Source organism: Tomitella gaofuii (assembly GCF_014126825.1).
Lineage (GTDB): Bacteria > Actinomycetota > Actinomycetes > Mycobacteriales > Mycobacteriaceae > Tomitella > Tomitella gaofuii.
In genome coordinates this window covers 3,851,886-3,864,642 of sequence record NZ_CP059900.1, presented here as the reverse complement: position 1 = coordinate 3,864,642, position 12,757 = coordinate 3,851,886, and the positions used below count along the sequence as shown (strand labels likewise).

The 12,757-nt window shown below is 72.7% G+C and carries 8 protein-coding genes; 5 read left to right on the top strand and 3 right to left on the bottom strand.

Annotation, left to right across the window (positions count from 1 at the left end; genetic code table 11):
- The first annotated feature begins 424 nt into the window (after positions 1–424).
- From H4F70_RS17910 to H4F70_RS17900, 3 genes are all read left to right on the top strand, one after another.
- On the top strand, positions 425–1,726 hold the full coding sequence (locus H4F70_RS17910; RefSeq protein ID WP_182360507.1) for an acetyl-CoA C-acetyltransferase: 1,302 nt from the start codon (positions 425–427) through the stop codon (positions 1,724–1,726).
- A 257-nt stretch (positions 1,727–1,983) separates the two neighbouring features.
- On the top strand, positions 1,984–3,015 hold the full coding sequence (locus tag H4F70_RS17905) for an AurF N-oxygenase family protein (protein WP_182346451.1): 1,032 nt from the start codon (positions 1,984–1,986) through the stop codon (positions 3,013–3,015).
- Between the two features lie 69 nt (positions 3,016–3,084).
- Positions 3,085–4,899: an FAD-dependent oxidoreductase gene (locus H4F70_RS17900; protein ID WP_182358194.1), complete on the top strand. Its 1,815-nt coding sequence runs from the start codon at positions 3,085–3,087 to the stop codon at positions 4,897–4,899.
- Positions 4,900–4,926: 27 nt separating this feature from the next.
- Here H4F70_RS17900 and H4F70_RS17895 read toward each other — a convergent pair whose 3' ends face one another.
- Positions 4,927–7,689, bottom strand: coding sequence for a helix-turn-helix transcriptional regulator (locus tag H4F70_RS17895; protein ID WP_182358193.1), 2,763 nt, complete (start codon positions 7,687–7,689; stop codon positions 4,927–4,929).
- A gap of 352 nt (positions 7,690–8,041) precedes the next feature.
- Between H4F70_RS17895 and H4F70_RS17890 the strand changes: the two genes are divergently transcribed.
- Positions 8,042–9,781, top strand: a complete 1,740-nt coding sequence (locus H4F70_RS17890; protein ID WP_182358192.1) for a VanW family protein — start codon at positions 8,042–8,044, stop codon at positions 9,779–9,781.
- A 22-nt stretch (positions 9,782–9,803) separates the two neighbouring features.
- Here the strand turns inward: H4F70_RS17890 and H4F70_RS17885 are convergent, their stop codons facing one another.
- Entirely contained in the window at positions 9,804–10,376 is a 573-nt protein-coding gene (locus tag H4F70_RS17885) for a TetR/AcrR family transcriptional regulator (RefSeq protein ID WP_220471732.1), read from the bottom strand.
- Between the two features lie 134 nt (positions 10,377–10,510).
- On the opposite strand from H4F70_RS17885, the gene H4F70_RS17880 reads away from it, so the two are divergent.
- A complete protein-coding gene (locus H4F70_RS17880) occupies positions 10,511–12,028 on the top strand; it encodes an MFS transporter (RefSeq protein WP_182358191.1) in 1,518 nt (505 codons plus the stop codon).
- 28 nt (positions 12,029–12,056) lie between these two features.
- Here the strand turns inward: H4F70_RS17880 and H4F70_RS17875 are convergent, their stop codons facing one another.
- Positions 12,057–12,719 carry an SDR family oxidoreductase gene (locus H4F70_RS17875; protein WP_182360506.1) on the bottom strand — a complete coding sequence of 221 codons (663 nt, stop codon included), beginning with the start codon at positions 12,717–12,719 and terminating at the stop codon, positions 12,057–12,059.
- Positions 12,720–12,757: the final 38 nt, after the last annotated feature.

The following is a 12,757-nucleotide window of genomic DNA, read 5'->3' as shown; positions in this document are numbered from 1 at the left end:
TGCCCGCCCCGGCGGTGAGGCGCGCCGCTCGGCCCCGTTCCCGGACCCGGCGGGCAGAGCCTCGGTGTCGACAGCATCTTACTCTTGGGTAAGAATACGTCATAGAGAACGACAACATCTTTCCGACCGCTGGGAGAACCGCGTGCCTACGAATCCCGACTCCACCCCCGCCCAGTCTGCCCCCGGCAAGGGCGGCCCGTCCACGGGCAGGAAGCCCGGTCCCGCCAGGCCCGCAGCGGCCAAGCCTGCGCCAGCCAAGGCCAAGCCCGCCGCCAAGGCCGCCGCCAAAGCCGCTGCCGCGCCGGCCGGCGCGAAGCCTGCCGCCGGGGCGGCCCCGAAGCATCAGGCATCCGGAACCTCCGCGAAGGCCGAGTCCGCGGCGAAGTCCGGACCGGGCCGTTCCGGCGGAGGCGCGCCGCGCCGGGTGGCGGTCCTGGGCGGCAACCGCATCCCGTTCGCCCGCTCGGACCGCAAGTATGCGCACGCGTCCAACCAGGACATGTTCACCGCGGCGCTCGAGGGGCTGGTCAGCCGCTACAACCTGCAGGGCGAGCGCCTGGGCATGGTCGCGGGCGGCGCGGTGCTCAAGCACAGCCGCGACTTCAACCTGATCCGCGAATCCGTGCTGGGCAGCCACCTGAGCCCCTACACCCCGGCGTTCGACCTGCAGCAGGCGTGCGGCACCGGCCTCCAGGCGCTCATCGCGGTGGGCGACGCCATTGCGGCCGGCCGCATCGAGGCCGGCGTCGGCGGCGGCACGGACACCACCTCCGACGCGCCCATCGGCGTGGGCGACGACCTGCGCGAGTTCCTGCTGGAGCTCAACAGGGCCAAGTCCATGACCGACCGCATCAAGCTGCTGGGCAGCGCGCGTCCCGGGATGCTGAGCCTGGAGATCCCGCGCAACGGCGAGCCGCGCACCGGCCTGTCGATGGGCGACCACCAGGCCATCACCGCCCGCGAGTTCGGCATCACCCGCGAGGCGCAGGACGAGCTGGCAGCGCAGAGCCACCAGCGCATGGCGGCGGCCTACGACCGCGGATTCTTCGACGACCTGGTCACCCCGTTCCTGGGATTGACCCGCGACGACAACCTGCGGCCCGACTCGAGCGTGGAGAAGCTGGCCAAGCTCACGCCGGTCTTCGGTGCCAAGGGCCCGCACGCCGACGAAGCGACGATGACCGCCGGCAACTCGACGCCCCTGACCGACGGCGCGTCCACCGCCCTGCTGGCCAGCGAGGACTGGGCCGCGGAGCGGGGGCTCGAGCCGCTGGCCTACATCGTCGACTCCGAGACCGCCGCGGTCGATTTCGTGCACGGCCACGACGGCCGCACGCCCGACGGACTGCTCATGGCGCCCACCTACGCGGTGCCGCGGCTGCTCGAGCGCAACGGGCTCACCCTCGACGACTTCGACTTCTTCGAGATCCACGAGGCGTTCGCGTCGCAGGTGCTGTGCACCCTCGCCGCCTGGGAGTCCGAGGAGTACTGCACGCAGCGGCTGGGGCTGGCGGGAGCGTTCGGCGCACTCGACCGGTCGAAGCTCAACGTCAACGGCTCGTCGCTGGCGGCGGGGCACCCGTTCGCGGCCACCGGTGCGCGCATCGTCGCGACGCTGGCGAAGATGCTCGCCGAGAAGTCCCGGCAGGACGAGCGGCCCGCCCGCGGCCTCATCTCCATCTGCGCGGCCGGCGGCCAGGGCGTGACGATGATCCTGGAGGGCTGACCCCGCCCGTCTGCGAGGGCTCTCCGCCCGCGGCGCGCCGATCCCCCGCCCGCCGCGCGCCGACCCGGCGTGTCGTGCCGATCGGCGCGCGGCGGGCGGGGGCGCTCCGACAGTCGGTGGGGGCCGGCACGACGACGAAACCTGGCACCGGCGGCGTCGGCCGCCCCCACCGTGCCATTGCGCATTGGTAGAACTCCTGGTTACAGTAACGACACTGCAACACCATCGTCACCCATGACGGAGCGGGAGGCACCACCATGACCATCACGGCAGATTCGCGCACCGACGCCGCGGCCGAGCACGCACTTCTCGAGCACGCCGCCGGCGATGCGGTGGCCGCCCAGGACGCCGCCTACGATGAGCGCCTGCGTCTGCTCTCGGAGGGATCGGTCAACAAGAACTTCCAGCCGTATCGGGACATCGACTGGGATTCGCCGGAGTTCGCCGTCGTCCCGGGCGACGAGCGCTGGATCCTGCAGCGCGAGACGGACCCGATCGGCAGCCACCCGTGGTACCTGGCGCAGCCGAAGGAGAAGCAGATCGCCATCGGCATGTGGCGGCAGGCGAACGTGGCCAAGGTGGGCCTGCAGTTCGAGAACATCCTCATCCGCGGCATGGTCCAGTACGTTTTCGTGCAGCCCAACGGCTCGGCGGAGGCGCGGTACTGCACCCACGAATGCATCGAGGAGTGCAATCACACGCTGATGTTCCAGGAGATGGTCAACCGCATCGGGATGGACGTCCCGGGCATGAACCGACTGCTCCGCGGCGTCGGCCAGCTGCTGCCGCTGGCGGGCTCGGCGCTGCCGCTGATCTTCTTCATGGGCGTGCTCGCCGGCGAGGAGCCCATCGACCACCTGCAGAAGCGGATCCTGCGCGAGGACGGCGACATCCACCCGGTGATGAAGTCCGTGATGTCGATCCACGTGGCCGAGGAGGCCCGGCACATCTCCTTCGCGCACGAGTTCATCGAGCGCCGCGCGCCGCGCCTGTCCCGCGCCCGCAGGTTCGCCGCGTCGCTGGCCATGCCGGTGATCATGCGGATCCTGTGCGATGCGATCGTGGTGCCGCCCAAGGAGTTCTGGGATACCTTCGACGTGCCGAAGTCGGTGCGCAAGGAGCTGTTCTGGGACAGCGATGCGGCGCGCGCCGAGTTGTCCGGCTACTTCGGCGATGTGCGCATGCTCGCCCGCAACGCGGGTCTGATGAACCCGGCGTCGAAGCTGCTGTGGAAGGCCTGCCGGATCGATGGCCGCGCTTCCCGTTTCCGCAGCGAGCCGCACCGCTGAGCGGGCCCGCCCACCCTCATCCCATGGCCGGAGCAGCGTAGCGACCCTGGCCGGAACGGAACGATCGCCGTGCCTCATGTGATCACGCAGCCCTGTTGCAGCGACGCGTCGTGCGTGTACGCCTGCCCGGTCAACTGCATCCACCCGACTCCCGACGAGCCGGACTTCCTCACAGCGGAGATGCTGCACATCGACCCGCAGGCGTGCGTCGACTGCGGGGCCTGCGTCAGCGCCTGCCCCGTGGACGCGATCGTTCCGGAGTCGAAGCTGGGCGACGACGAGCGGATGTTCACGCAGATCAACGCCGACTTCTACCGGGAGCAGCGGGAGCGGCCGGTGCTGGCGCCGGTGATGCCCGCCGCGTCGGCAGTGCAGCGGGGCGACGGCCCGCTGCGGGTGGCGATCGTCGGCTCCGGCCCGTCGGCGATGTACGCGGCCGACGAGCTGCTCACCCAGCCGGGCGTCCAGGTGGACGTGTTCGACCGGCTGCCGGTGCCGCACGGCCTGGTGCGCCGCGGCGTCGCCCCCGACCACCAGAACACCAAGCGGGTGACGGGCCTGTTCGACGCGATCTCCGCGCAGGACGGGTTCCGCTACTACCTGGGGGTGTCGGTCGGCGAGGACGTGACCCACGACGAGCTGCTGCAGTCGCACCACGCGGTGATCTACGCGGTGGGGGCGTCGTCGGATCGACGGTTGGGCGTGCCGGGAGAGGACCTGCCCGGCGTCGCATCCGCCACCGACTTCGTCGCCTGGTACAACGGCGACCCCGATCACGCCGACGACGCCTACGACCTCAGCGGGCGACGCGCGGTCATCATCGGCAACGGCAACGTGGCCCTCGACGTGGCACGCATCCTCACCGCGGACCCCGACGCGCTCGCGGCCACCGACATCTCGGATGCAGCGCTGGAGGCCTTGCGCGGCAGCGGGATCGAAGAGGTCGTGATCGTGGGCCGACGCGGTGCGGGACAGTCGGCGTTCACCGTGCCGGAGTTCGCCGGCCTCATCCGCACGCCGGGCGTCGACGTGGCCGTGGGCCCGGCCGAGCCCGACGGCCACGACGACCGTGCGCTCGACGCCGCCACCAGGTCCGGGTTGGACGACGACACGCTGTCGCACGCGGTACGGCACAAACTGGCACTGCTGGACAATCTGGGGTTGGCGGCGGCCGGTGCGCGCCGGCGCATCTCGATGCGGTATCTGCTCTCGCCGGACCGCATCCTCGCGGGCGACGGCGGGCGCGTCTGTGGAATCGAGTTCGCGCGCAACAGATTCCGGGACGACACCGACCGCGTGGAGCCGACAGGCGAGTCGACCACGTTGGCGGCGGGGCTGGTGCTGACGTCCATCGGCTACCGCGGCACTCCGGTGCCCGGCGTGCCGTTCGACGACGCCACCGGGACGATCCCCAACGACGAGGGGCGGGTGCTCACCTCCCCGCCGGGCGACGTGCCCGCCGGCGGCACCGCGGGCGCCGGCCCCGGCGCGCGGCCGGACGCGGTTCCCGGCACCTACGTGACGGGGTGGGCGAAGCGCGGGCCCAGCGGGTTCATCGGCACCAACAAGTCGTGCGCCCGTGAAACCGTGGGGCGCCTCGTGGACGACTACAACGCCGGGCGGTTGCCCCGGCCGCGGATGGACGCGGCGCGGTTCGACGCCGTGGTGCGCAGCCGCCGACCCGACGTCATCGACCGCGACGGCTGGCAGGCCATCGACGCCGCCGAGCGGACCCGTGGGGCCGGCGAAGGCCGCGTGCGCAGCAAGATCGTCGATCCGGCGGAAGCCTCCGCGGTGGCGTCGCTCTCGGCCGCGGTGCCGGGCAGGGAAGGCCGGCGGCACGGGCTCGGGCGGGCTGGCTTCCGGCGGCTCCTCCGGCGGTGAGGCGGCGGCGCGGGCCGGCCACCGGCTTCAGCGCCGCTCGCTGGAGATGAGCGCGGCGATCTCGGCGCGGGTACTGAGCCCCAGCTTGGTGAGCACATGCGAGATGTGCGTCTGGACGGTGCGCGGTGAGATGCCGAGCCGTTCGGCGATCTGGGGGCTGGTCATGCCCTGCGCCACCAGCCGGGAGACGCGGTTCTCGGCGCGGGTGAGGCTGCCGGTCCCCGGTGCTGCGGGCGCTCCCGCGGCACGCCCAGGATCGTCCGTTCCCGGCCGCCCCGCCCAGGAGCCGCCGGCCCCTTCGAACTCCACGCCGTGCTTCCGCAGACGCATGTGGAGCCTGTGCCCGGTGGCGACGGACCCGATCCGGACGGCCAGCGCCGCGGCCCGCTCGGTGCGGGCGAGGGTGGCGGCGTCGTCGTGCGTGGCGGCGAGGCACGCGGCCTCCTCGAGCGCTGCGAGCTCGCCCAGCTGGTCGCCCGTCGACTGGAACTCGGCGGCCGCCCGCTCGGCGCCGACCGGATCGCGTGCCGCAACGGCGGCGACGAGCGTGCCGGGCCCGCGCAGGGCGGGCGCGTCGAATCCGGGCATGAGCGCGGCGGTGCCGGCCGCGATGACGTCGACCAGGTCGTCGTCTCCGGCGAGCCGGGCCTGCCGGATCAGCAGCGGGGCCTGGCGCACCATCCATGCACCGTGGCCGTCGGCCTGCGCCGCGGCCCAGGTCCGCCGGGCCAGGTCGGCGGCGACGGCACGCTCGCCCAGGGCCAGGCGCGCCTCGGCGTCGGCGACGTCGACGTCGCGCAGCCCGAACCGGTCGGGAAATCCGCCCTCGCGCCACCGGGCGAGGAGGGCGAGGGCCGCGGGGGCGGCGCCGCGGTGCACGTCGATCAGGGCCCTGTCGGCCACGGCCGTCGACATCCACCCGGACTCGATGCGTTGGGCTTCGGCCAGGGCGTCGTCGAGGAGCATCGAGGCGATGTCGAGCTCGCCGCACGCCATGTGCGCCTCGGCGATGACGCTCTGGCGGAACGGGCCCAGCCACCGATTGACCAGGCGGTTGTCGCGGACACTGTCCACCGGCGCGCGGGTGAGCGTGTAGGACGGCCCGTAGGCGAAGCGCGTCACCCACAGCGGCCATGCGGCGGATTCGGGGCTGTCCGCGCCCAGCCAGCTCTGATTGGAGGCGTTCGAGTCGAGTACCGCGTCGAGCAGCTCCAACGCGCCCACGCAGTCGCCGGCCAGGGTGAGCCCGATGGCGCGGGCGGTGCGGTAGCCGGTGAGCCCCGGCGGGGCGTCGTCGATCTCCGCGAGCGCCGTGAGCGTGCCGCCCCGTGGCGGGGAGCCGGTCATGGCGCCCAGCCACGTCTCGATCTCGGCCAGCCAGATCGCCGACTCCCGGGGCAGCGGCTCCTCGTGCATCGCGCGCAGCACGGTGCGGGCCCTTTCGACGCGGGCGCCGAGCGTCGCGAAGGACAGCATCGAGAACAGCAGCGTCAACCGTTCCGTCGGTTCGGTATGCGCCGGAAGGGCCCGTTCGGCCAGCTCGTAGGCCTCGTACAGCCGCCCGGAGTCCGAGAGCATGGTGACTCTGGCCAGCACCGTGGGAAGGTCGGTCGGCGTGGTGACGGTGCCGGGCTGCGGGCGCGGGGGCCGCGGCAGCTGGGCGCCGATCTGCAGACTCGTCTGGACCTGCAGGATCGGGGAAGCCTCGTCCGCGGCGGGGCGGCTGTCGCCGGCCGCGCCCACCGCGGCGAGCATGAGCGCGCGGATGGGCGGTTCCAGCCCCGCCCGCACGGCCTCCGCGGCGATCCGCGATCCGAATCGGATGTGTTCGCCCTCCCACACGAGGATCCCGGCGCCCACGGCCGCGTCGATGCCGCCGACGAACTCGCTGGGGTGCTGGCGGCGGGCCCGGCCGATCTCCGCGGCGGTGACCGCCTTGTTCCACACCGCGACCAGGCGGACGGTCTGCAATGCGTCCGGGTCCAACAGGCTGAGCTGGGTTTCGACGCTGCGTGAGAGGATCTCGACCATCTCGCCGTGGTCCAGCCGCGCGTCGACGGCGTCGCTGCCGGGCACGGGGTGCAGGCGCTCACGGAACCGCGCCCAGTCGAGGATCCGGTGTGCGTGCGCGGGGTTGCCGCCGGTCTGCAGCAGCGCGGCGGCGAGCGTGGGGCCGGGCGGCGCGCCGAGGCGGCCCCGCGCGAGCCCGAGGACCTCGTCGTCCGTGAGCGGCGCCAGGGTGATCTCGCGGACGCTCGGCGCCCCGGCCAGCATGGTCAATGCTCCGCGCGTGGGGATGCCGCGCCGGGCGATCACCATGGCCGGGCGCACGTCGGCGTAGGCGCCCGCGAGCCTGTTGAGCACGGACAGCGAGAGGCTGTCGGCCAGGTGCGCGTCGTCCAGCAGCACGGCCAGCGGACGCTCGCGTGCGAGCGCGGCGACCAGTGCGAGGGCGTGCCGGATCGGTCCTGGCGGTGCGCCCGAGTGCGCGGCCTGGCCGCCGTAGGCGCGGTCGTCGGGCGCCTCCAGCTCGGGGAACAACTGCGCGAGCACCGACCCCGGGCGGCCGGTGGAGGCCGGTTCGCCGGATGCGAAGCGCAGGTCCACCTCCGGCTGCTCGGCGAGCCCTGCCAGAACGTGGAGCAGGTGCGTCTTGCCGGAACCGCCGCTGCCGGTGACGAGGAATGCGGAGGGGCCGCGGCCCGCTTCCGTTCCGCCTGAGAGAACGTCCGTCATGCCGCTCAGGATCGCGTCGAGGATGGCTGCGCGGCTGTCCTCCTCGATCCCCATGCGCACATGATACTGGGACGATCGACCTCCTATGCGGACTTGGCCCGATCGGCGCACCCGCATCGCGCGGGCGTGTAACGCGGTACGCCCCATGGCCGACACACAGGACGGCCGCGTGATCCCGTCAACCCCGACCGACGGGCTCACGCGGCCTACTCGCGCACCCGGGCCGTGCCTCCCCGTTACCCTGGGCGCAGGCGCCGCGGACGGCCGCGGCCAGGCCCGGCGTCCCGATCGTGACGGGCTCCGCACGCGGGGCCGGTTGAAGCATCCGTATTCACCTTCGATCATGATGAGGGGCGTCCCCGGCCGGAAACCCCCATCCGTGCCGACGACCGACTGAAGGAGCACGATGACCGGCGAGCAGGATCCGGCTACCGGGCCCCTCGCGGGCGACTCCGATACCTCCGGCGGCGGGCCTGCCGGCAGCGGACGGAGTCGCCTGCGCATCGCCCTCGCCGCGGTCGGCGGCCTTGTCGCCCTCGCCGCGGTCGCCTTCGGGATCGACGTGGCGATGACCTCCGGCGAGGTGCCGCGCGGCGTGCGGATCGCCGGGGTGGAGGTGGGCGGGCTCGCGCCGGACGAGGCCGCCGAGCGCGTGCGCGCCCGCGCTGAGGCGGGCGGCTCCCACCCGGTGACCGTGCAGGCGGGCGACGCCACCATCGAGCTCGTCCCCGCCGACGCGGGGCTCGGCATCGACGCGGAGGCCAGCGTCGCCGCCGCGGGCACCGGATCGCTGAATCCGTGGACCCGCTTGACGTCGCTGTTCACCACCCGCGACGTGCCCGTCGTCGGCCAGGTGGACCAGGACGCGCTCGCGGCGGCGGTCGCCGGGATCGCAGAGCAGGTCGACCGCCCCGTCGTCGAGGGCACCGTGGCCTTCGAGGGTGGCGAGGCGGTGCCGACGTGGCCGCAGACGGGGCAGCGGCTCGACGCCCCGGCGGCGGCCGACACGCTCGTCGAGCAGTGGGCGGACGGCGGCGCGGTGGTGCTCCCTGTGCAGGTGGAGCAGCCGCAAACCGGCCGGTCCGACGTGCAGGCCGTGCTCGACGGCTTCGCCCGCTCGGCCGTGGCCGGACCCGTCACGGTGACCGGGGAGGGTGCCGAGGCGGTGTTGCCGCCCGAGCGGATCGGCGAGATCGTCCGCATCGAGCTGGACGACGAGGGCGCACTGGTGCCCCGGTTCGACGCGGAGGCGGCGCAGCGGGTGTTCGGCGAGCAGCTCGCCGGCACGGTCACCCCCGCACAAGACGCCACCGTGCGCCTGGGCTCGTCCGGGCCGGAGGTGGTGCCCTCGCAGGACGGACGCGACATCGACTGGGGCGCCACGCTGCACGACTGGCGCGGGCTGTTCGACGACGATCGTGCACTGGCCGCCGTCTACGTGGACGATCATCCGGACCTGACCACCGAGGAGGCCGAGGGGCTGGGCATCGACGAGGTGATCGCCGAGTTCACGACCAGCGGCTTCAGCTATGCCTCGGGGGTGAACATCCGGCGCGTGGCCCAGGAGGTCGACGGCGCCGTGGTGCTGCCGGGCGAGACCTTCTCCCTCAACGGCTACACCGGCACGCGCGGCACCGCCCAGGGGTACGTCGAGTCGGGCATCATCCTCAACGGGCACGCCGATCAGGCCGTGGGCGGCGGCATCAGCCAGTTCGCCACCACGCTGTTCAACGCGGCCTACTTCGCGGGCATGCAGGACGCCGGCCACCAGGAGCACAGCTACTACATCTCGCGCTACCCCGCGGGCCGCGAGGCCACGGTGTACGAGGGGGCCATCGACCTCAAGTTCACCAACCCGTCGTCCACCGGCGTGCTCATCCAGGCATCCGGCGACTCGGACTCGGTGACCGTGCGCATCTGGGGCACCAAGACGGTGGAGGTCGAATCGGTCAACGGCGGGCGCTGGAACTACACCGACCCCGAGCGCATCACGCTCAGCGGGGAGGACTGCTCCCCGTCGTCCGGTGCTCCCGGCTTCACCACCTCCGACACCCGCATCATCCGCAGCGCGGCAACGGGCGCGGAGATCTCGCGCAGCACGGAGACGACGGTGTACGACCCGTCGCCCATCGTCACCTGCACATAGTCGGCGGAGCCGGCAGAAGCGGTCAGCGGAGGCCGGCGAGCAGTTCGCCGGCCACCCGGCGCCCTGCGGCCCGCCGCTCGTCGGCGGTGCCGCCGAGCTCGAAGGCCTCGTCGTCCGACGGCCCCGTCGCGGCGAGCACCACCGCGCCGAAGGCGAGGATCGAACGCAGCCGCCCCTCCACTCCCGGGGCGTCGCGGGTGAGCGTGCCGATCAGTCGGGACATCAGCTCCAGGTGCCGGGCGCCGAAGCTCTCCCGGAACATCACCGCACGGTTCACCTGACCGAACCGCATGACCAGTCCCGATTCGCCGGAGAAGAGCGCGTCGATCCGGTCGAGGAGTTCCGCATCGCGGTCGGCGGACGGGCCGGTCGTCTCCAGCCAGCGCATCAGCTCGTCGAGGCGGTGCTCGTGCGCACCGAAGGCCTCCTCGACGATCTCCTCCTTGGTGCGGAAATGGTAGTAGAGCGCGGCCTTGGTGACCTCGAGGGCCTCGGCGATCTCCCGTAGCGACGTCCCGTCGTAGCCCTGCTCGACGAACATCCGCATGGATGTGTCGACGATCCGTTGCCGCGTTCCCGTGCGTCTGCCTGGCACCTCGGCCTCCGTTCCCGTCCCGTTGCACTCCGTGCGTGCCTGCGTGGCCCTCGATCTTACTTGACGACCGGCTAGCGGTGTGCTTACCTGTCGGCAGGTAATCACTAGCCGGTCGGCAAGTAAGGGAGTATGTGATGGGACAGGCACAGGAACTCACAGAACGGCGCCCCGCCGCGCCGCCGGTGCGGGTCGTCCCCGTCATGGCGGCGTTGTTGTGCGCGCTCGTCCCGGTGCAACTCGACGCGCTGGTGACCGCCACCGCACTGCCGACCATCGCGGGCGACCTCGGCGGGTTCGGCCGGCTCGCCTGGATCGCCACCCTCTACCTGCTGACGATGGCGGTCGGCACCGCGGTGGGCGGGCGGTTCGGCGACCAGTACGGGCGCAGGGCCGTCCTGCTCGCCGCCCAAGCGGTGTTCGTGGCAGGCTCGCTGTGGGCGGCGCTCGCTGGCGGGATGACGGGGTTGCTGCTGGCGCGCGCGGTGCAGGGCCTCGGTGCGGGGATCACCCTCACCAGCCTCATGGCCACCGTCGCGGACATCGCGCCTCCCGAGAAGCGGGCTCGGTATCAGAGCATGTTCGGCGCGGTCGCCCCGCTGTCGATGATCATCGGGCCGTGGATCGGCGGCATCATCACCGACCACCTGGGCTGGCGCTGGATCTTCGCGCTCAACATCCCCGTCGTCGCGCTTGCGATGGTGGGCGTGGCGCTGCTCCTGCGGACACCGCGAGAGCGCACCGGCGGCAGGATCGACAGCCTGGGGCTGGCCGCCATCACCGTCACCGGCACCGGGTGGGTGCTCGCCGGCAGCTGGGTGGGGCGGTACGGGTGGACTTCGCCGCACGTGCTGATCGCCGGTGGGATCGGGGCCGTCGGCATCGCCGCCACCTGGGCCGTCGAACATCGTGCCGCACAGCCGTTTCTGCCACGCGCGCTGTTCCGGGATCGATCCGTTCTCATGAGCGCCGCGGTCCTGGCACTGAGCATGGGCGCGGTGATGATGGCGGCGATCAACTTCCTGCCGGTGTTCCTGCAGCTCGTGCAGGGCCGCTCGGCGGCGAACAGCGGACTGCTCCTGCTGCCGATGCTGCTGCCGGCGATCGTCGTCTCCCTGCTCGTGGGTCGCTGGACCGATGCGCCGTCCCGCTTCCGTCCTGCGATGCTCACCGGAACCGGGATCCTCACCGCCGGCTGCGCGCTGATCGCGACGATGGGGCCGGGCACCGCGATGTGGCAGACGATGCTCTACATGATCGTGCTGGGCGCCGGCATCGGCATGCTCTTCCAGACGCCGGTGGTGCTGGTGCAGAACGCGGCACCGCCGCGCGAGGTGGGCGCGGCCACCGGAGCGGTGTCGTTCCTGCGCATGCTCGTCGGCGCGGTGGGCGTGGGCACGCTCGGATCGATCTTCACCGGACGTCTGGCCGACGGGATCGTCGACTCTGGCGCGCCCGGCACGGAGATGCTCGATCCGTCGTCGGTCGACCCCGCGACGCTCGGCACGCTGCCGGACGCTGCAGTGCACGCCGTCGCCGACGCCGCGGCCTCGGCGAACACGCTGCTGTTCGTCATCGCGACGGGGATCGCAGCCGTGGCCCTCGCCGCTGCCGCGGCGGTCCCGCGGCGGCGGAGCGAATGCGACACGGCGTAGGAAGCACGGGCTGCGCGGTGCCCGGCGGTCAGCTCCGGTTCAGCGCCTCGGCGATCGGGGTGGGGCCCGTGTTGAACTCGACGGTGCGCCGGATGGTGTCGTCGCGGTGCAGCGCCTCGGTGATCACCGCGGCCACGTCGGCGCGGGGGACCTCGCCCTTGGGCATCCGCGACTGCGGCCCCTCGTCCGCCTCGATCCGGCCCGAGCCGGGCTCGAGGGTGAGACGGCTGGGTCCCAGGATCGTCCAGTCCAGGTCGGTGCTCCGCAGGTGGGCGTCGGCGGCGGCCTTGGCCTCGGCGTAGGGGAAGAAGCCGTTGTCCGACGGGACGCCGTGCCCCGGGCCCGCACCGAAGTAGGAGACCATCACATAGCGGCGCAGCCCGGCACGGACCGCCGCGTCCATCGAGCGGACGGCCGCATCCCGGTCCACGGCGTAGGTGCGTTCCGGGTTGCCGCCGCCCGCGCCCGCGGACCACACCACGGCGTCGAACGCGCCGATCTCCTCCGCGATCGCGTCGGCATCGAGCTGCTCCACGTCGGCCACCAGGGGCTGGGCGCCCGCCGCCATCACCTCCTCCGCGTGGTTGGGGTTGCGCACGACGGCGGTGACCTCGTCGCCGCGCTCGACCAGCAGCGGATGCAGCAGCATCGCCACCTTGCCGTGGCCACCGAAGACGACGACGCGCGCCATGTCGATCACACCCTTCTGCTCGGCTGCGGTGCACTCGG

Bases quoted from the DNA above. Each gene is read 5' to 3' on its own strand.
- H4F70_RS17895 (WP_182358193.1), bottom strand. From the start codon at position 7,689: ATGGGGATCGAGGAGGACAGCCGCGCAGCCATCCTCGACGCGATCCTG.
- H4F70_RS17905 (WP_182346451.1), top strand. From the start codon at position 1,984: ATGACCATCACGGCAGATTCGCGCACCGACGCCGCGGCCGAGCACGCA.
- H4F70_RS17875 (WP_182360506.1), bottom strand. From the start codon at position 12,719: ATGGCGCGCGTCGTCGTCTTCGGTGGCCACGGCAAGGTGGCGATGCTG.
- H4F70_RS17890 (WP_182358192.1), top strand. From the start codon at position 8,042: ATGACCGGCGAGCAGGATCCGGCTACCGGGCCCCTCGCGGGCGACTCC.
- H4F70_RS17880 (WP_182358191.1), top strand. From the start codon at position 10,511: ATGGGACAGGCACAGGAACTCACAGAACGGCGCCCCGCCGCGCCGCCG.